Below are 18,104 nucleotides of genomic sequence, written 5' to 3'. Positions count from 1 at the left end.
TACTACAAATTATTCTTAGACAATCTACTTTTCTCACGTTCCCACTCTCTCTGCTTTATGGTTGCTCTCTTATCATAGAGTTTTTTTCCTTTCACAATGGCAATTTTAGTTTTTGCCAACCCTTTATCATTAAAATAGATAGAAAGTGGCACAACAGTTATTCCAGAGGTTTTGATTTGACCAATTAGCTTATTTATCTCTTTTTTATGCAAAAGCAATTTTCGTTCTCTTTTTGGCTTGTGATTCTTTTGGTTTGCAGCTTTATACTCTGCGATATGCATATTGTTTAGCCATATTTCACCTTTTTTTTCAGTAACGTAAGCATCAGAAATGTTTGCTTTTCTTTCCCTTAGTGATTTCACTTCACTACTTAAGAGGATCATACCTGCTTCAAATTCTTCTAAGATAAAGTATTCAAACCTTGCTTTTCTATTTTCTGCAATAACTTCCATATCTAAAGATATCTTTAAGCTTCAATATATTACAGAACTTTTGGTTTAATTCATAACAAAACAATTATCTCAGTAAATGCAAGTTTGGTTAAAAAAGCTCCAATCTTCCTGCAAGTGTAATTTGTTCCACTCTTCCTACTGCCATTTCAGCCCTAGGACTAGCATTACCTGACAAAGAACTTATCACATCTTTGCAGCCCCATTCAATAGCAAAGTGTAAAGGAGCATATCTATTATTGTTCTGTTTACTAACATATGCCCCACTTTCAATTAAAATATCTCTTATACTTTCATGATCGCTAGCAAAATGCAAAGGAGTGCGTCCACAACTATCCCACACATTAACACATGCTCCATGTTCAATCAGAGTTCTTACTATGTTTTCATTATCACTTTCAGCAGCAAAATGCAAGGGAGTGCTTCTATAATTATCCCACGCATCGACGTATGCTCCGTGTTCAATTAGAGCTATTACTATGTTCTCATAGCCACTCTTAGTAGCAAAATGTAGAGGAGTGTGTCCATCATTGTTCTGCGCGTTAACATCTGCTCCACATGCAATTAGAGCTCTTACTACACTTTCATTCCCACCTTCGGCAGCAAGATGTAAAGGTGTACATACATCATTGTCCCACGCATTAACATTTGCTCCACTTTCAATTAAAATATCTAATATGCCTTTGTGGTTCCATTCAGCAGCAAAATGTAAAGGAGTGCATCCATCGCTGTCCCATGCATCAACATATGCTCCATATTCAATTAGAGCTATTACTATGTTCTCATAGCCACTCTTAGCAGCAAAATGCAACAATGTAGTTTCTACAGGATCTAGATCACTATGTGTAGTGAATATATGATTGATATTAAATCCACTATCTTCCCACCTCCGTAAATCAATTCTTTCTAATTTTATTTTTATTCGTTCAACTATGTTGTTCTTGCTTAAACCTGAAGTATCATTTATTTCTTCAAGCATTTTTAGAAAATCATCAAGCGTCATAATCTCCACTACTTATTAAAATAACTTGGTTATTATGTTCTTTGACACAAAAATCAAGAACTTTTTATTTTTCTAAAAAATCATTTAAGTTATACTCCAAATCATGAAAGTCAGGCAAAATATTAAGTTTTTTTCTCTATCATTTGTGATTTTGTCTTCTCTATGGATTACATTGTCTGGTTATTTTGAGCCTTTTTTTATTCTCTGTGGAGTATTTTCTTCTGTGTTCACATTGATTATCTTTAAAAGGTTAATTGATGCTGAAAGTGCCCTTAGTCAAATTCTAAATGATAGTGGTAGGCTGTCACTTTATCAGCTTATAAGTTATATACCTTGGCTAATTTACCAAATTATTTTTTCAAGTATTTATGTAACAAAAAAGGTGCTACGATTCAAATCTACAGTTGAGCCAATTGTTATTGTAAGAGAATGCATAGGACATAATGATCAGACCATTGCATTATTTGCTAACTCGGTTACGATTACTCCTGGAACTTTAACTATCAATGTTGAAAAGAAGCAGAAAACATATTTATCTACCATATGTTTGATAGATAAAGATCTTGAAAGTGGCATTTCTGAAATAGAAGGTAAAGTCTTAAAAATGCTACACCTAGTTAAGTAATTGCTTTAAATAAGTTAACAGCGTCTCTGTATTCTCTTCTTAGGCTTTCAAGCATTTCTTTTGGAAGGCTATCAATAACAGTAGAACATAAATAATTGTACAAATCTTCTAGCCTTGATATGTTATTTTTCTTCTTGCTGTTGAATTTGTACGGAAAAATGCCCTCCATAATTTCAATATCAACAACCTTATTTAAAAATGCATTTTCACTTGTTATGCTTATTCTTGTAAGTATAGTATTAATTTCAGGTTCATTACTCGTATAAATATCTGATAATTCTGCCATTTTAATGACGTATAAAGTTACTACTTTTGATAAACAATTATCAGAATATTCACAATTTTTTATTACCTCCCACTGAGTAACCTGAGACTTGCTTGTTTTTGCATTGCTTGGTAATTTATTCATTGAATTTTCTCCATTTAATTCAGTGTAGTAAATTATACTAATACTTTGTTAAATAAATAATAACGCAGCCATAAAAATATGCATTTATTTACCATAAATTGTATAATATTCCTAAAATGAAATGTTAAAGTTACTTCAAACTGAATGATTTCTTTAATTCCATGTTATTCAGCAGTGTAAAATATTGCTACACAATAGTATTTATTCTAAAATAAACTTTCCTTTTGAGCTATTTTATTAATATCCATTCTTACGGCTGCACTAAAATGAAAAAGATAAAACTCGGAATACTAATTTCAGGTAGAGGATCAAACATGCAGGCTTTAATAGAAGCATGTCAAGATCAGAATTTCCCTGCTGAAACTGTGTGTGTTATCACAAATAATAGTGAAGCTGGAGGCCTTAAAATAGCAAAGCAAGCAGGAGTTTCAGCGTTTGTTGTTGAAGATAAGCCACTTGATACTGATAAAATTCATGAAATACTTGTTCAACATAAGGTTGATTTAATTTGCCTTGCAGGGTTTATGAGAATTATAAAGGCCAATTTCCTGAATAAATGGCATAACAAAGTTATAAATATTCATCCCTCTTTACTTCCGTCATTTAAGGGCCTAAATGCTCAGGAGCAAGCTCTGAAAGCGGGTGTAAAAATTACAGGATGTACTGTGCATTATGTTACTCCTGAAATTGATGCTGGAGCCATAATCGCTCAAGCTACTGTTCCAGTGTTACCAAATGATGATGTTCACAGTCTCTCAGAGCGCATTCTAGCTGAAGAGCATAAGTGTTATGTAAAAGCAGTAAGATCAATAGTAGAAGGTATTAACTATTGACCTTGAGCGTTTCTTCCAACTTCAACAAAAAATAAATTTTCAGGATTCAGTAAAGAACTTGCCAGCTTGTTTACTTTTTCCAATTGAACATCATTAATGATATTTGCATAATTATTTATATGGTTAATATCACGATCATCTATCTGCATACTATCCAGTAACGTTGCTGTATTCGCATTATTGGATAGAAAAGAGAAGATAAGGTTATTTACTAAACTGGTTTTTGCATCCTTGAATAATTGTTCGTCAATTCCTTCCTCTTTTATTCTGCTAAATGTATCTTTTACTGCTGATATAGCTTTGCTAGCAGTGGAACTATCAGTACTCATAAATCCAGATATAATATTTCCATGCTTATTAGGAACATTACGTGCACTAACACCATAAGTAATACCTAGATTTTGTCTCAACTCTTTCATCAGTATTGAGTTTAGACTCATACCACCAAGCGCATTAATCAAAACACTAGCATTATAGTAATTAGGGTCTTCATATGCTATGCCTTTTTGAGCAAAAAGTATTACACTCTGTGGTATATCCATAAAAACGCTCTTACTTTCTGCAGGCCCAAATTCATTTTTTACAGATACCTTCCTAACTTTCGATCTTTTTGATGGTAACTTAGATAAATATTTATCGAGCAGCGTACTAACTTCTTCTTTTGTTGCACAACCAACAATACTAATAACGATATTATCCTTAGTAAAACTACGCTTTATGTATGTTAAAACATCGTCTCTAGTAATGTTCATTATAGTGTCTAGAGTTCCATATGGATCTCTTGAGTAAGGATGTTTTTTGAACAACAATGTATCTAACTCTTTTGCAGCAATAAAATAAGGGTCTTTTTCAAAATTATTAAAGTTTACTTTGGCTTTTTCGAATACTCTATTTAACCCCTCAGGATCAACTTTAGGGCGCATTATAGCATCACTCAGTAGTGAAATTGCATCCTCTAGATTCTCAGATAAAGTGTTTAATGAAACCCTAAATGCTTCTAAACTAGCAGTAAAATTTAAACTAATTCCTTTATCCTCAAGCTTTTTCGCAAAATCTTTGGCATCATTTTTTCCTGCTCCTTCTTGAATTACAAGAGAAGTAAACCAAGCAAGCCCCTGCTTTTCTGCACTTTCATACACACAACCTGCATCTTTGAATGATATATTAAGTGAAACTTTTGGTAGATCATGGTTTTCAACAAATAAAAACTTAAATCCTTTATTAGTAGTAACCTCCTCTATATTTAAGTGACTGCTTGCTTGCAAATTAAAGCCTAGACAGAAAAAAAATAGAAATACATATTTACTTATCTTCATTATTACCTCCTTTTGGTAGCAAACGACCAACTAATTTATTAGTAGAAAAGATAGCGTGAACTTTATTATTTACATCCTCTAGATTGACATCATTAATTTTGCTATATGAAATGTCTATTTCATCAAGTGGAATACCTAGTGCTAGACGTGGTATATAAAACATTGCTATATTAGTTAAATCAGATAGATTATCAAGCTGTGCTGCTTTGTATTTAGACTTTGTACTTTGCAACTCTTCACTTGTTATTCCTTCAGAGTTAAAGTGATTAATAGAATTTTCTAACTCTCTTGCAACAGCATCCAAATTCACCCCGCTTTTTGGAGTTACCCGAATCTCAATGTAACCATTACTAAAAGCTAAGCTATTATAATAAGCAAACACTTCTACTGCTACATTCTTATCTAGAACTAAATCTTTATATAGCTTACTAGACTTGCCATTCCCCAAAACATCAACTGCCAAATCAACAGGAAAAGTTTCACTTATTTGCTCAAATAAAGGAACACTATAGCGAAAGTATAAAACTGGCTCTTTTACTTCAGTGCTTTCTAAAATTACCGATATATCTGCATTATGTATTGAATCTTGGTTCGGATAATGCTTCACTACAGGCTCAGCTTTAATTGCACCATATTTTTCCTTTGCTAATCCCACTACTTCTTCAAATTCTACATCACCAACAACGAGCAGTATAGCATTACCTGGATGATAATAGTTATCATGAAACCTTGTTATGTCATCTTGATTGTAAGTTTTAATATCGCTCTCCCAACCAATAACAGACCTACCATAACCATTACGATAAAATGCACTGTTCATTTCCTCCCATAGTAAAGCTTCAGGATTATTATCAAATCTCATCTTTCTTTCTTCTAATACGATATTTTTTTCTCTATCTATTTTGTCTTGAGTAACATCAAAATTGCCCATTCTATCTGCTTCAATTTCCATTGCTAGTGGTAAATCTTTTTTGAGAACTAATTCGTAGTAGCAGGTGTATTCTTTAGTGGTAAAAGCATTAAATTGGGCCCCAATGCTGCCCAAAGTGGATTCTATGTCTTTAAATTTTCCTGTAGTTTCAAACATTAAGTGTTCAAAGTAGTGAGCCAATCCTGCTTTGCCAATTGGGTCATCCATTCCCCCAACTTTATATATTATTGCATGAAAAACAGCTGGAATTCGGTGATTAGGTACTACATAAACATCCAATCCGTTACTGAGCTTAGCATGCTTTATGATTTCAGCTTCCAAAGAAATCGGACAAATGAAAAAAAACACAGATAGTATAAAAAAACTAAAGAATTTGCGAAGCATTATTTCATTCCTCATTTTGCTTAGAGATAGACCTATCATATATATACCACTTATATAACAATGTACACATTCCACAAACTATAGATAGATCTGCTAAATTAAAGGCTGGCCAATACCAATCATTGATATGAAAATATATGAAATCATATACAGCGCCCCAATAGATTCTATCAATTACATTTCCGATCGCTCCACCAATCATCAGAGAAAAACTAAGGTAAATTGACTTATCATTAGATTTATATATCAAGTATGCAAGTATACCAATTATTAATATTGAACATGCCGAAAAAAAGAAGCTGCCATGCGGCAGAGTACTACACATTCCAAAGCTAATTCCTGAATTCCAAACTTCAACTAATTTCATAAAACTAGTAATCTCGATTGACTCCCCCTCATCAATCAATGAGTTTATATACAATTTACTTGTTTGATCGAATGATACTATAATCAATATAATAACTAAACATATCCTTTTCATAAGTTTATCTTTAACTGGTAAGCCTTCATTATATCAAGGTCTATCTGTTTTGTTAACTCGTTAATACTATGGAATTTTTTTTCTGCCCTAATAAATTTTAAAAGTTGTATGTCAACCTTAAAATTGTATACATTTTCGTTGAAGTCAAATATATGCATTTCTACTATAGGTTTTTTTAAGTCCTTAAATGTAGGTCTCATACCAATGTTGACTACTCCATATAGCCAACTTGAACTATTTTCAGAAAATGCAACTTTGGCGTAATATGTACCAAGCTTAGGTTTTATCATGTAATCTTCTATCGGAATGTTTATGGTTGGAAACCCTATTTCTCTACCTCTACATGCACCTTTTGTTACAATACCAGAAACTTGATAAGACCTACCAAGCAATTTATTAGCAATTTCTATTTCGCCTTTTTGTAAACACTCTCTGATTGAGGAAGAAGAGCAAATTTTTCTATCGATTATCAATGGCTCTAATTTAGTTAAAGAATATTCATACATCTGAGAATATTTTTCTAGAGTTAATATGTTACCCAATCGTTTGTGACCAAAAGTACAACTTTCTCCAACAGTTATATGTTTAGCACCATACTTCTTTACCAAAATCTTACCAATGAAGTCATCGCAGCTAACCTCAGAAAAACCTCTATTAAAATTAATAATATACAAGTAATCTATACCATAGCTGCTGATTAGTTCCTTTTTTTGTTCTTGGTCTATTAACCTAAAATTGTTCCTACTAAATAAAACAGTTGATGGGTGAGGCTCAAAAGTTAAAACTGCAGAGGGTAATCCTCTTTCTTGTGCTACCTTCTTTAGATTGGAAATTGCAAACTTATGTCCTAAATGAACGCCATCGAAATTTCCGAAAGTTAGTGCCACATTATCTTTTATCCCTTGCTCACAGTTGTAAATAATTTTCATACAATTTGATATTTTATATATATTTTTTATATATAATAGTTGTATTTTATGAACTATGGAGATAAATCGTGAAAAACACTAAAGGAAAAGTTGTAATATATGTGAAGAAGTACTGCCCATTCTGCAAGAAAGCAAAAGAGTTATTGGATGAAAAAGGTGTGAAATACGAAGAAATTGATGTACTTAGAAACTCGGATTTGTTTGACGGTATAAAATCAAAATATAACGTCAGGACAGTTCCACAAATTTTTATTACTGATGAAAATGGTGATTATGTACATCATATTGCTGGATGTGACAAATTGATGGATCTTGAAAAAGAAGGAAAGTTGGATAATATGTTAAATAACAATGAAGATAGCATTAATGCAACAGCTTACACAAGCGGCAGTGATGAACACGAGGGATGTAATATAATACATAATGAAGATTTTATGTGATTTTTTTGTCTTACTGTTGCTGGCATACCCACTTTAAACAATTTTTAATGAATTAAAAATACAATTCATCTAGTGAGTTTTTTTAGTGGGAAAAAATGATAAAAAATATTATAATTGTTGGCAAAAACTTAATTAGTATTGAATTAATTAACAAACAAGATTTAGAGAGTTTCATCAAGATTTTCACAGTGCTTGATAAGCATATAGCAGCTAAAACTCTTTTTACAGAAGAAGTGACAATAGAGTATAAACAACACAATTGCATAGAAGTTGTTGAATTGATAAAAGATACAGGTTTTACATATCATGATGTTGAGAATGTGTTAAATCACCTAAGTAATCATGGAATGAAAGTACCAAGTAGCGTTATAGCAAGCACCCTTTCTTCTTCATACAATCACGCACTTGAGTCTAAGGATGTAGCATTTGCCTGTTCTAAAGGGTTGCCACAATTTTACATCAGGGTAAATAAGAATACCTTTATAATGACTCCTATAAGTGAAGAGAATCTGGAATTGAATTCGCAAAATAGCAAAATGCTTATAGAGTCATTAAAGAGCGAAAAAAGCACTTATGATTGCATAGTGGAAGAAAATATCATCAAAGTTATAGTGCATTCTGAAATACATCAGGCTATAAACTCGATTATAAAATCACTGATAAAGTCTTGCCTTTTAGCAAGAGATGAAGAAGAAAAATTCAAAGAGAAATTGAGACAACTTGCTTTTAAAGATCAAGCTTTCGTTGAGTATTCTAGCATCAAAACCATTCATAGATATCCGAATAACCATCCTCTGAGAAAGCATGAAAGTGTTATTAAAGATATAGAAAATATTTTATGTGATTTCATAATAAATGAGAACAGCGGGTTTGCTATAGAGCGGTTAAATAGACTGGGCTCAGAAGTCTCTCCAAATACTCCAAGAATCATCACTAAAACTATAGATAAGCTTGTTAAGTTTCACTAAAATGTTGTTGGAATGGTTTTAGCCAATGTCTACATATATCTGATTTTTACTGATTGAGTGGAGCAATTGAGCTGCTCTCTGTCATCCCAGCGTTTAACACTGGGATGATTTCGTTGTATGGTATCTTATATAGTGTTTTACAAATTCACATAGCTATTTCAAATTTACCCATATCAATGTCAGTAAATTTATTGAGAAAATATCACTTAGTTCTTTAAATTTATGTTTTTGAATATATATTAATCATTTATTTTCAAAGCCTCAATAAAAGCATTTTGTGGGATGTTTATGTTTCCTACAGAATGCAATCTTTTCTTACCTTTCTTCTGCTTTTCAAGCAGCTTCATCCTTCGTGTAACGTCTCCACCATAGAGCTTGGCTGTTACATCTTTTCTATACGGGTTAATCGTTTCTCTAGCAATAATTTTTCCGCCTACTGCCGCTTGAATCGCGATTTTATATTGCTGGCGTGGTATCAAGTCTTTCAAACGTGCACATATTTCACGGCCTCTTTTTTCTGCCCTGCTTTTATGAACAATGCAGGCTAACGCATCCACAGGTTCTCCATTAACTAAAAAACTTAATTTATCTATCTGACTTTCCTGATAATCGGATATTTCCCAATCTAAACTTGCATATCCCTTGGAAATTGATTTTAGTCTATCGTAAAAATCAAAAACAACCTCAGACAGCGGTAATTTATACTTCAGTAGTGCTGTTGTCGTATTACCAACATAAGATAAATCCTGCTGTTCTCCTCTCCTCTCTTCACACAGAGATAGAATCTCTCCTAAATATTGATCAGGTACCATTATAGTTGCAGTGATCCACGGTTCTTCCACTATTTCAATTTTTGTAGGGTCTGGCATATCGCTTGGGTTATGGATATTTAAAACTTTACCATTTTGTGTTTCAACTTTATATATAACACTCGGTGCAGTTGCTGTTAGATCTAAATCAAATTCTCTTTCGAGTCTTTCTTGAATGACTTCAAGATGTAGCATTCCTAAGAAACCGCAACGAAATCCATAACCTAGGGCATTTGACGTTTCAGCATCAAATGTAAAACTAGCATCATTTAAATGTAATTTTTCTAGTGCTTCCCTTAAATATTTAAAATCATCTGTGTTATTGGGAAAAATACTGCAAAATACTACAGGATGTACTTCTTTAAAGCCAGGTAATGCCTTGTTGCACGGCCTTTTCTCTTCAGTAATAGTGTCTCCTACTTTGCAGTCAGCTACTTCTTTCATTGAAGCAGTTATAAAACCAACTTCACCTGCTGAAAGTTCACCAGTCATAACTTTTTTAGGAGTGAAAATACCGATATTATCGACCTGATATGTAGCATTATTAGACATCATAACGATTCTCATGCCTTTTTTTAGTACTCCATTTTTAACTCGCACTAAAATTACTACTCCTAGGTAAGGATCATACCAACTATCAACTAAAATTGCTTGCAGTGGAGCATTTGTATCACCTTGAGGAGCGGGAAGTTTTGTCACTATAGCTTCAAGTACATCCTTTATCCCAAGACCAGTTTTTGCCGATATCAAAATTGACTCAGTTGCATCAATTCCGATTACCTCTTCAATCTGAAGCTTTATCCTTTCTGGATCTGCAGCAGGAAGATCGACTTTATTAAGCACAACTATTATCTCATGATTATTGTCAATTGCCTTGTAGACATTTGCCAGGGTCTGAGCTTCAACTCCTTGGCTGCTATCTACTACCAAAAGTGAGCCTTCACATGCGGCTAAGCTTCGGCTGACTTCATATGAAAAGTCAACATGACCTGGTGTGTCCATGAGGTTGAGGCAATATTTATTACCATTATTTGCAGTGTAATTGAGTCTTACCGTTTGTGCTTTGATTGTGATTCCGCGTTCACGCTCTATATCCATTGAGTCAAGTACCTGATTGGTCATTTCCCTTGTCTCAAGACCGTTACATTCTTCTATCAAACGATCAGCAAGAGTTGACTTCCCATGATCTATATGTGCTATTATTGCAAAATTTCTTATATTGTTCATAGATCTACTTATTTAAGTAGATCTATTTTACATTTTAAGTATTACAAGAGCAATTACTTATCTTCCTTTTTGCTGAAAACATTAAGCTGGCGTCTGTACTGGTCGGAAGTATTCAGTAGTTGATGGTTGACTCAGTTTGCTACTTGCCTCATTCTTTTCCTGCTTGCATGTTTTTACTGCATCAGCAAGGCTTAGGTAATCATTACCAACTTTAATTCTTACATCTTTATTTTTTTCTAAATCCGCATCAGTTGGTCTATCACTTATTATTCTAATACTACCATCACTGTTAGCACCTAATGTAATGCTAAATTCTTTTCCGTCTACATACCAGTTAAACTTTATTCCATATTGAGCTGCAGTACCTAAATTATAATATCTAACCCCCTCATGTATGTAGCCACTGATAGGTTCTTTTTGATCTCCACTTGAAAGAAGAAAACCGGCAATATTGTTTTCTTTACAAAATTCACTATTTAAAAATTCGCTTATTTTAATATCTGTGCTTTTATTGTCTTCTTTTAGCTTAATTGTTGCATAAAGAAGATTTTTATCCCCATGCTTTGTAATTGATACCGCATCAATAGTGCCGCTTTCTATGTACTCGCTAAACTTTTCTTCAATTTTCTTTTCTAATTCTTTTTGCCTTTCTGCACTTTGTTGTTGCATTTTTTCTAACTCTTCTTTCATTTTTTTCTGAAGTGATGTAATTTGATTAAGTTCTTCTTCACTCCGGTTAACACTATTAAGCAACTTTAAAGCTTCTACTATTATACTTAAATTTTCATAAGCTACTACAACATCATACTTGTCACTTAAAGGCTCATTATTAGCTAAAGAGTGTTTAAAGCTATCCCAACACTCGTGTTGAACAATAAAACCTGCTCCTATAAGCTTTTCTTTTATGTTTTTCTCTTGATCAGGATGTTTTTTAATTAGCTCCAGGCTTTCTTTAATATCATTAACTAAATTATCAGATACAGGCGACTTTACTATCGACTTGCTCTGTATTGACTCATCTAGTTCTTTTATGATATCTTGAAGCTTTTCCAAAACCATACATTTTACCTCATAAAACTATTTAATATTATATACATAAACATTAGGGAATGTTAGCACTTTCTATATGCTTGCGCACTTCCTATTATTCCTTTAACATAGCTGACACTTTTTTTGAATGAGAAATCACTTTATTAATCATATAATTCTCATGATTGTTATCTATTTTAGGCAGCTCATACAGATAATTCACCATTATTCCGGCTGACTGACTAATGCCTTTTTCAGAAGTATCAGCCATCCAGTTGATTTGTTTGATTGATGCACCATTGCTTAAATGAAAGTGTGCTACTGGATCATAAGCACCTCCACCACTGCTTTTAACCTTTAGCAAATAATGTGCACAAAGTTTCAGTAGGGACTGTTTTTCGCATTCAACGTTAGTTTTTATGCTTTCTAAAATTTCTGCACTTGATTGTTTTATATTAAGCTTACCTAATAAAGCTACGTCTTGATTTTTTAGCCATTTTGTAAATCCAGGAACTGGAGAAAGAGTTGCATACACTTTCACGCTTTTAAATTCCTGGGATAGTTTTTCTACGACTCTCTTTATTAAAAAGTTACCGAGGCTAATTCCAGATAAACCAGTTTGAGTGTTTGATATTGAATAGAATATAGCAGTACTTGCACTGCTTGGGTCACTTGAAGGAACTGACTCGTCCAAAACGTGTTGAATACTATCTGCAATCTCATTCATCAATGCAACCTCTACAAAAATTAAAGGTTCATTTGGTATTTTGTAATGAAAGAAAGCAAAACAGAGATGATCAGAATCTAGTCTGTTTTTTAAGTCACCCCAAGAGGAAATTTTATGTACAGCTTCATATTTTATAAGTTTTTCCAACAATGATGCAGGTGAATCCCAGGTGATTTGATGAAGATCAAGTAGATCAACATCAACCAAAGTACAAAGTATACTTTTTAATTCGTTTTCTAGTGGACTTAGACTTTTATATTGATTCTTCAGCTTGAGTACATCAGAACGCATATCAACAATAAACTTAAGGCCCTCCGGTAAGGAGATAAACTGCTTCAATATTTTAGAGCGTGGTGATTCAAGGACTTTTATTAAGTCTTGTTCAAACTTATAGCTCGACTCAGAATCTTGATTTTTCTTATATACTTTCATTTCTTCATCTATTTTCGTTTTATCCGGATTGAACTTTTCTGCCAGGGTTTGTAAAAATTTTATTTGACCTGCCTCTGATAAACTCAAGTACAAATTACCAAGAGATACGGTGTTCTTACGTGCTGAGACTTCACCCCCCTTTGGGTTTAAGCATTCGTTCATCTTCAAGACTAAACTATCGACATCGCGACTACTACTTAAATCAGGGCCAATATTGCCAACCCATGACCTTACAGCATCTGCTACTTCACCTAATATTTTAAAAAATCCCTTTGTTGCTTTCTTATCTTCAACTTTTACTATATCAGTTTTTGCTAATGATTCTTTTGTCATATGTTCCTTTTATCGTGTATCTATCTTAATTTAAAGAAAAATCTTAGTCTATAAAGAAGGCATATATTTTCATGGTACAACTATTTTACAATCTATTTAAAATTTTCGTAAAGAGAGTTAGATTTTTAATTTCATTATTTCTCTTACAAAAGTACTTTTATTATAAAAATGCCCTTTTGCCTCTTTCTTTTCCGGGTAAGGCTGATTTTTTAATTACCTAGTCGAAGTTACTTAATTTTTACACATCTATTGTAAAGTACAAAATCTGACTTTGGAATGAAAATGCTAGCTGATGCTTGGACTTTATTGATAATTACGCTACTTGAAACTATACTTGGTATAGACAATTTAATCTTTATTTCTCTAGCAATAGATAAGGTGCCAAATCTGCTGAGAGAAAGAGCCCGCCTTATAGGTTTTGGCTTAGCGCTATTGATGCGTTTTGTAATACTATTTTTTACATCATATATACTATCAATGCAAAAGCCTATATTTCACGCTGTATCGCTAGATATCTCAGTAAAGGATTTACTTATGATTGCAGGAGGGTTATTCCTTATTGTTAAAAGTTCTATAGAGTTATGGAGCGAAATTTTTGTACATAAGGAGAACAAAACAAAGGCAAATGTTAAATCACAATTTTTTTTAGTTGTGCTACAAATTATATTAATAGACTTAGTTTTTTCGGTTGATTCAATATTAACTGCCATAGCATTAACTCACAATATGATAATCATTGCCATAGCATTTACATTTTCCATATTAGCGATGCTATTTTCATCAAATTATACCGCTCAGGTAATAAAATCCAACCCAAGCTTAAAAGTAATTGCCATTCTATTTATTTTACTCGTCGGTGTATATCTAACACTTGAAGGGCTTCACATAGAACTACCAAAAGCATATTTGTATTCTTCATTTATGTTTGCAGTGCTTGTGGAAGCTATAAGCAAAATAAAGACAATGCGGCCTTGAAATTATTTTGCACAAGGCAAAAGTCTAATTTTTATTCCGGTGTGTGACGAATATCTGTACGAACATTTCGATGTCATCCGAGTAGCTGACACTGGTTCTTTTTTTCTGGATTCCAGCGTTACGCGCTGGAATGACATTAAATAGTTTTCCTTAAAATTTGAGTTATGCAACCAGCCTCTTTGGTGTGATTCGAGTAGCTGAAACTGGAATGAAATTATTGCTACTCCCACTCAATAGTTGCTGGTGGCTTGGAAGTTAAATCATACACAACTCGATTTACTCCGGAAACTTTGTTAACAATTATACTACTGACGTCTTGCAAAAACCTCCAAAATACTAACGAATGTTGATCTTTATTTTCAAATGGAAATGCATCAGCTGTCATGCCATCAGATGAAGTCACAGCCCTTAAAGCGCAAACATATCCGTATGTACGATTATCTCCCATAACTCCCACAGTTTTTACTGGTAACAGTACAGCAAAAGCCTGCCATATTTTATCATACAGATCATAATTTTTCATTGTGTTGATATATATTTCATCTACTTCTTGCAATATTCGTACCTTTTCTTCATCAACCTCACCTATGATCCTCACTGCAAGTCCAGGCCCAGGAAATGGATGTTGAAATATTATCTCATCTGAAAGCCCAATTTCTTTGCCAAGCAGCCTTACTTCATCTTTAAAGAGATAGCGTAAAGGTTCTACTAGTTTCAGATTCATTTTTTCTGGCAACCCACCAACATTGTGATGAGATTTAATTGTACTAGTGTTTCCTGAAGCGTGCCCTGATTCAACTACATCAGAGTAAATGGTGCCTTGCATTAAAAAATCCACATCACCTATTTTTTTTGCCTCTTCTTCAAATACTTCGATAAAAGTATTGCCGATAATTTTTCGCTTTTCTTCCGGATCAGTTATTCCCTTTAACCTACTTAAAAACAAGTTTGATTTATCAACGTAATTTATTGGAATTTCTTTTAACATAGCAGTGGTCTGGCTCTTACGCAATAACCCAGTATCGATAAAAATACAGTTTAATTGTTTTCCTATAGCTTTGTGTGTAAGAACTGCTGCAACACTTGAATCAACCCCCCCACTTACTGCAGCAATTACTTTTTTCTCCCCCACTAAGTTTTGAATTTTTTCCTTCTGTTTTTCAACGAATGACTTCATTGTCCAATCTCTCTCACAATTTGCAATATCTAAGAAATTAGAGAGAAGTTTACTACCATTTGTCGTAGGCTTAACTTCAGGATGGAACTGAGTACAGTAAATCTTCCGCTGTTCGTTGGCAATTATTGCGATTGTTTGATTTATTATACCTGAGGCAATAGCAGTAAATCCTTGCGGTATAGTTTCGACACTGTCTGCATGGTTCATTAGCACATCGACTTCGGAATTAACGTTCCAAGTATCCTTTATAATTGGGGATTCTTTTAGTATCTTGATTTTAGTTTTGCCAAATTCCTGATTGAATTCTTTTCTTACCTTTGCCCCGAAATAATGACAAATGAGTTGCTGTCCATAACATATTCCAAGTATAGGAGTGTTTATTGTTTCGTTAAGTTTTATAATTTTATGTGCTACTTCACTTACTTCAGAGCAATTGTCATTTACAGATTGCGGTCCTCCAGAAAAAATAAATCCATTGAATTTTGATACTGTTTCGAAATCGATATTGCTTGGAAATATTTCACAGTAAACGCCCATTTCCCTGATTTGTCTTGCAATAAGCTGTGTAAACTGTGAACCAAAATCAATAACGGCAATTGCTGACAATGTGCTCCTCCATATTATTTAAAGCAATATTTGATAATAAAGAAAACAATAAAGTAAGTAAACTAAGACCTGTTTAAAAACTTTAATATATGACTAAAGTAACTTAAATTTACTGCAACAGATTTATGATTAAGCTGTCTTAATTATCATTCTGATACTCTCTTCTTATCATAATAGCAACCCCAACATCTTTCCTTAAGTTGATGCCATTGCCTGAACGGATACGTTTAATATATATATAAATTCCTATCTTTTATATCTAATAAACCAAGTGTTGGTACGATTGTTGCTTTCAGGAAGATGACGGTTTCTACTGTCTTAGCCAGTTTTTTTGACTTTTGATGCAATAAGTTTTGGTTATCTTTTCTATGCTCTATAAGCCCACCAATTACCATAACTTCGCCGCTCTTAATTTTTAACGTAGAGTGCATTTCTCTGGTTTCAATAATTGGAATGTCACTATTTAATTTCATTTTATTCTGTTGTGCGACATATTCTATATTTGGGTCTTTAGTGTAATTGTTAATTCTTGATAAGGTTGGGTGTATATCCATAAATATTTCGTTAGTATCAATGTTAATGCTTGGGTGGATTATTAACACCACACCTATTGGAGTGCTATTCATCTTGGTAATTAAGGCATGATTGGAGTTTCCGGTATCTTTCTGTATATCGGAAGTAAAATAGATATGGTTTTTAGTAAATGAAATCATTGCTTGCTGATTATTTATAGCATGTACTCTAGGGCTTGAAATTACGGTTGAAGTGCCAAACTTGTCTAAAGTTTTTACTAAATTTTCTAAATCAGAGTTCATTACCAGGCTAGTAATGGAACTATCTTGATTTGTTATAGATTTTGTTTCATTATGCAAATCATTTAAGTTGATACCAGAAAGGTATTTATCGTCTAATACAACTTCAACTATTTTGGCCTCGATCATTACTTGAGAAGACGCCAATTTCTTAACTTTATTAATATATTCTTCAACAGCTTTGTGAATATCTTTTCTAGCATTTAGAATAATGACACCAGCTTCTCTGTTGGATGAAAGAAATTCACCATCATCCACTCCATTAACATCCATTATTGCATTTAAGCCTTTTTCTAATGAACTCCATAAGTCACTGCTATATTGAGACTTTCTAACATTCCTGTCAGCATCGCTGCTTGTAACATTGCCACTAACGACAAAATTGCTTTGAGCAGAGTGTTGAATATTGATGAAGTCTACGTAATAATTTTGTGCATATGGCAAATCTTGTTCAATTCTAATTACACCATTATTCATTGAGTAACGCAATTTGGCGCTGTTGGCTATATTCTGAATTACTTCGTTTATGTTCTTATCTTTTAGCTTTAAAATAATATTACCTGATATTTTGGGATCTATGTCTAAGTTAACGTCAGAAAGTTTTCCTATCTCAATCAGTAAATCCTTTACTGGTACTTTTTCATCAACATTAATCGAAAGAAACTGATTACTGGTTGTAAGATCGGGAAACTCTACCGGTAAAGGTATCATTTCTGGTATTGCTGGTTCGTTATTCTTCAAAGGAGTATTATATTGTTGCAACGAATAATCGTGCTTATAATTGTCTATATTAACAGAATTTTGCTTGTTAGGTAGATGTGTACAAGAAATAATGAAAAGGAGTATTAAACATTTTAAAATAGCCATGAGGGCAGCATACAAATCTATACTAATAGTTTTCTATAAAAATGTTAAAAATGTATTTAATTGTATCCGTTCAGGGGAGTGGTTTAAGAAATGATAGATAGGAGATTATGAAAAGGGTTTAGCCGCATGGAAGTGGGATGAAAAGAAGCACTGGTTTCACATGCGTCTGAACAGACACCATTTTACAGCATTTTAAATTTGTCCTGTGCAATGTTTGTACAGTTGCGATAAAAATTACTTGACAAATTTTGACAGCTTTGTTATTTTGATAGTGAAGATATTCTAGAGCTCGAAATCTATCTTCGTCTGCAGACTTTTCAACTTCATTAATTTATAATCTCT

General features: G+C 33.1%; 17 protein-coding genes. 5 read left to right on the top strand and 12 right to left on the bottom strand.

The features are described 5' to 3' along the window. Window positions 1-2: 2 nt before the first annotated feature. Together smpB and ABWU65_RS02630 are read right to left on the bottom strand one after the other, a co-directional pair. Complete coding sequence (gene smpB / locus ABWU65_RS02635; protein ID WP_007301946.1) at window positions 3-452, bottom strand: SsrA-binding protein SmpB; 450 nt, start codon at window positions 450-452, stop codon at window positions 3-5. Between the two features lie 88 nt (window positions 453-540). Next, window positions 541-1,452, bottom strand: a complete 912-nt coding sequence (locus tag ABWU65_RS02630) for an ankyrin repeat domain-containing protein (protein ID WP_007301945.1) — start codon at window positions 1,450-1,452, stop codon at window positions 541-543. 103 nt (window positions 1,453-1,555) lie between these two features. Here ABWU65_RS02630 and ABWU65_RS02625 point away from each other — a divergent pair, with 103 nt between their 5' ends. Next, on the top strand, window positions 1,556-2,077 hold the full coding sequence (locus ABWU65_RS02625; protein WP_353280265.1) for a Na+/H+ antiporter subunit E: 522 nt from the start codon (window positions 1,556-1,558) through the stop codon (window positions 2,075-2,077). Here ABWU65_RS02625 and ABWU65_RS02620 read toward each other — a convergent pair. After that, the gene (locus ABWU65_RS02620) at window positions 2,070-2,486 is read right to left on the bottom strand and encodes a hypothetical protein (protein ID WP_007301944.1); all 417 of its coding nucleotides are present in this window, start codon (window positions 2,484-2,486) and stop codon (window positions 2,070-2,072) included. The two genes, ABWU65_RS02625 and ABWU65_RS02620, sit on opposite strands and share 8 nt — an antisense overlap. 266 nt (window positions 2,487-2,752) lie before the next feature. Between ABWU65_RS02620 and purN the strand changes: the two genes are divergently transcribed. Continuing rightward, window positions 2,753-3,319, top strand: a complete 567-nt coding sequence (gene purN / locus ABWU65_RS02615) for a phosphoribosylglycinamide formyltransferase (RefSeq protein ID WP_007301943.1) — start codon at window positions 2,753-2,755, stop codon at window positions 3,317-3,319. Here the strand turns inward: purN and ABWU65_RS02610 are convergent. The 4 genes from ABWU65_RS02610 to ribF are packed head-to-tail and all read right to left on the bottom strand — an operon-like array spanning window position 3,313 to window position 7,360. Further along, complete coding sequence (locus tag ABWU65_RS02610) at window positions 3,313-4,635, bottom strand: M16 family metallopeptidase (protein WP_353280264.1); 1,323 nt, start codon at window positions 4,633-4,635, stop codon at window positions 3,313-3,315. The genes purN and ABWU65_RS02610 overlap by 7 nt on opposite strands. Then, complete coding sequence (locus ABWU65_RS02605) at window positions 4,622-5,950, bottom strand: M16 family metallopeptidase (protein WP_012481845.1); 1,329 nt, start codon at window positions 5,948-5,950, stop codon at window positions 4,622-4,624. The genes ABWU65_RS02610 and ABWU65_RS02605 overlap by 14 nt, the downstream gene beginning before the upstream one ends. Before the next feature lie 4 nt (window positions 5,951-5,954). Then, entirely contained in the window at window positions 5,955-6,431 is a 477-nt protein-coding gene (lspA, locus tag ABWU65_RS02600) for a signal peptidase II (RefSeq protein ID WP_007301940.1), read from the bottom strand. After that, on the bottom strand, window positions 6,428-7,360 hold the full coding sequence (ribF, locus tag ABWU65_RS02595) for a riboflavin biosynthesis protein RibF (RefSeq protein WP_353280263.1): 933 nt from the start codon (window positions 7,358-7,360) through the stop codon (window positions 6,428-6,430). The genes lspA and ribF overlap by 4 nt, the downstream gene beginning before the upstream one ends. 68 nt (window positions 7,361-7,428) lie before the next feature. On the opposite strand from ribF, the gene ABWU65_RS02590 reads away from it, so the two are divergent. After that, window positions 7,429-7,800: a glutaredoxin gene (locus tag ABWU65_RS02590; protein WP_006015443.1), complete on the top strand. Its 372-nt coding sequence runs from the start codon at window positions 7,429-7,431 to the stop codon at window positions 7,798-7,800. Between the two features lie 95 nt (window positions 7,801-7,895). Then, the gene (locus ABWU65_RS02585; RefSeq protein WP_353280262.1) at window positions 7,896-8,768 is read left to right on the top strand and encodes a hypothetical protein; all 873 of its coding nucleotides are present in this window, start codon (window positions 7,896-7,898) and stop codon (window positions 8,766-8,768) included. A 239-nt stretch (window positions 8,769-9,007) separates the two neighbouring features. On the opposite strand, the gene lepA is transcribed toward ABWU65_RS02585, so the two are convergent. The 3 genes from lepA to ABWU65_RS02570 form a co-directional block, all read right to left on the bottom strand. Next, window positions 9,008-10,804, bottom strand: coding sequence for a translation elongation factor 4 (gene lepA, locus ABWU65_RS02580; RefSeq protein ID WP_353280261.1), 1,797 nt, complete (start codon window positions 10,802-10,804; stop codon window positions 9,008-9,010). 81 nt (window positions 10,805-10,885) lie between these two features. Further along, entirely contained in the window at window positions 10,886-11,863 is a 978-nt protein-coding gene (locus ABWU65_RS02575; protein ID WP_264375881.1) for a hypothetical protein, read from the bottom strand. Window positions 11,864-11,948: 85 nt separating this feature from the next. Continuing rightward, a complete protein-coding gene (locus tag ABWU65_RS02570) occupies window positions 11,949-13,325 on the bottom strand; it encodes a malonyl-CoA decarboxylase (protein ID WP_353280260.1) in 1,377 nt (458 codons plus the stop codon). A gap of 282 nt (window positions 13,326-13,607) precedes the next feature. On the opposite strand from ABWU65_RS02570, the gene ABWU65_RS02565 reads away from it, so the two are divergent. Next, window positions 13,608-14,300, top strand: a complete 693-nt coding sequence (locus tag ABWU65_RS02565) for a TerC family protein (RefSeq protein ID WP_026097226.1) — start codon at window positions 13,608-13,610, stop codon at window positions 14,298-14,300. A gap of 220 nt (window positions 14,301-14,520) precedes the next feature. On the opposite strand, the gene guaA is transcribed toward ABWU65_RS02565, so the two are convergent. Beyond that, window positions 14,521-16,083, bottom strand: a complete 1,563-nt coding sequence (gene guaA / locus ABWU65_RS02560) for a glutamine-hydrolyzing GMP synthase (protein ID WP_139686404.1) — start codon at window positions 16,081-16,083, stop codon at window positions 14,521-14,523. 227 nt (window positions 16,084-16,310) lie between these two features. Further along, the gene (locus tag ABWU65_RS02555) at window positions 16,311-17,762 is read right to left on the bottom strand and encodes a type II secretion system protein GspD (protein WP_353280259.1); all 1,452 of its coding nucleotides are present in this window, start codon (window positions 17,760-17,762) and stop codon (window positions 16,311-16,313) included. Between the last annotated feature and the right edge of the window lie 342 nt (window positions 17,763-18,104).

It is taken from the genome of Wolbachia endosymbiont (group B) of Silvanus unidentatus (genome assembly GCF_964028615.1).
GTDB lineage: Bacteria > Pseudomonadota > Alphaproteobacteria > Rickettsiales > Anaplasmataceae > Wolbachia.
The sequence above is the reverse complement of the archived record's forward strand: the minus strand, read 5'-3'. Positions and strand labels throughout refer to the sequence as shown.

Bases quoted from the DNA above. Each gene is read 5' to 3' on its own strand.
- smpB (WP_007301946.1), bottom strand. From the start codon at position 452: ATGGAAGTTATTGCAGAAAATAGAAAAGCAAGGTTTGAATACTTTATC.
- ABWU65_RS02630 (WP_007301945.1), bottom strand. From the start codon at position 1,452: ATGACGCTTGATGATTTTCTAAAAATGCTTGAAGAAATAAATGATACT.
- ABWU65_RS02625 (WP_353280265.1), top strand. From the start codon at position 1,556: ATGAAAGTCAGGCAAAATATTAAGTTTTTTTCTCTATCATTTGTGATT.
- ABWU65_RS02620 (WP_007301944.1), bottom strand. From the start codon at position 2,486: ATGAATAAATTACCAAGCAATGCAAAAACAAGCAAGTCTCAGGTTACT.
- purN (WP_007301943.1), top strand. From the start codon at position 2,753: ATGAAAAAGATAAAACTCGGAATACTAATTTCAGGTAGAGGATCAAAC.
- ABWU65_RS02610 (WP_353280264.1), bottom strand. From the start codon at position 4,635: ATGAAGATAAGTAAATATGTATTTCTATTTTTTTTCTGTCTAGGCTTT.
- ABWU65_RS02605 (WP_012481845.1), bottom strand. From the start codon at position 5,950: ATGCTTCGCAAATTCTTTAGTTTTTTTATACTATCTGTGTTTTTTTTC.
- lspA (WP_007301940.1), bottom strand. From the start codon at position 6,431: ATGAAAAGGATATGTTTAGTTATTATATTGATTATAGTATCATTCGAT.
- ribF (WP_353280263.1), bottom strand. From the start codon at position 7,360: ATGAAAATTATTTACAACTGTGAGCAAGGGATAAAAGATAATGTGGCA.
- ABWU65_RS02585 (WP_353280262.1), top strand. From the start codon at position 7,896: ATGATAAAAAATATTATAATTGTTGGCAAAAACTTAATTAGTATTGAA.
- lepA (WP_353280261.1), bottom strand. From the start codon at position 10,804: ATGAACAATATAAGAAATTTTGCAATAATAGCACATATAGATCATGGG.
- ABWU65_RS02575 (WP_264375881.1), bottom strand. From the start codon at position 11,863: ATGGTTTTGGAAAAGCTTCAAGATATCATAAAAGAACTAGATGAGTCA.
- ABWU65_RS02570 (WP_353280260.1), bottom strand. From the start codon at position 13,325: ATGACAAAAGAATCATTAGCAAAAACTGATATAGTAAAAGTTGAAGAT.
- ABWU65_RS02565 (WP_026097226.1), top strand. From the start codon at position 13,608: ATGCTAGCTGATGCTTGGACTTTATTGATAATTACGCTACTTGAAACT.
- ABWU65_RS02555 (WP_353280259.1), bottom strand. From the start codon at position 17,762: ATGGCTATTTTAAAATGTTTAATACTCCTTTTCATTATTTCTTGTACA.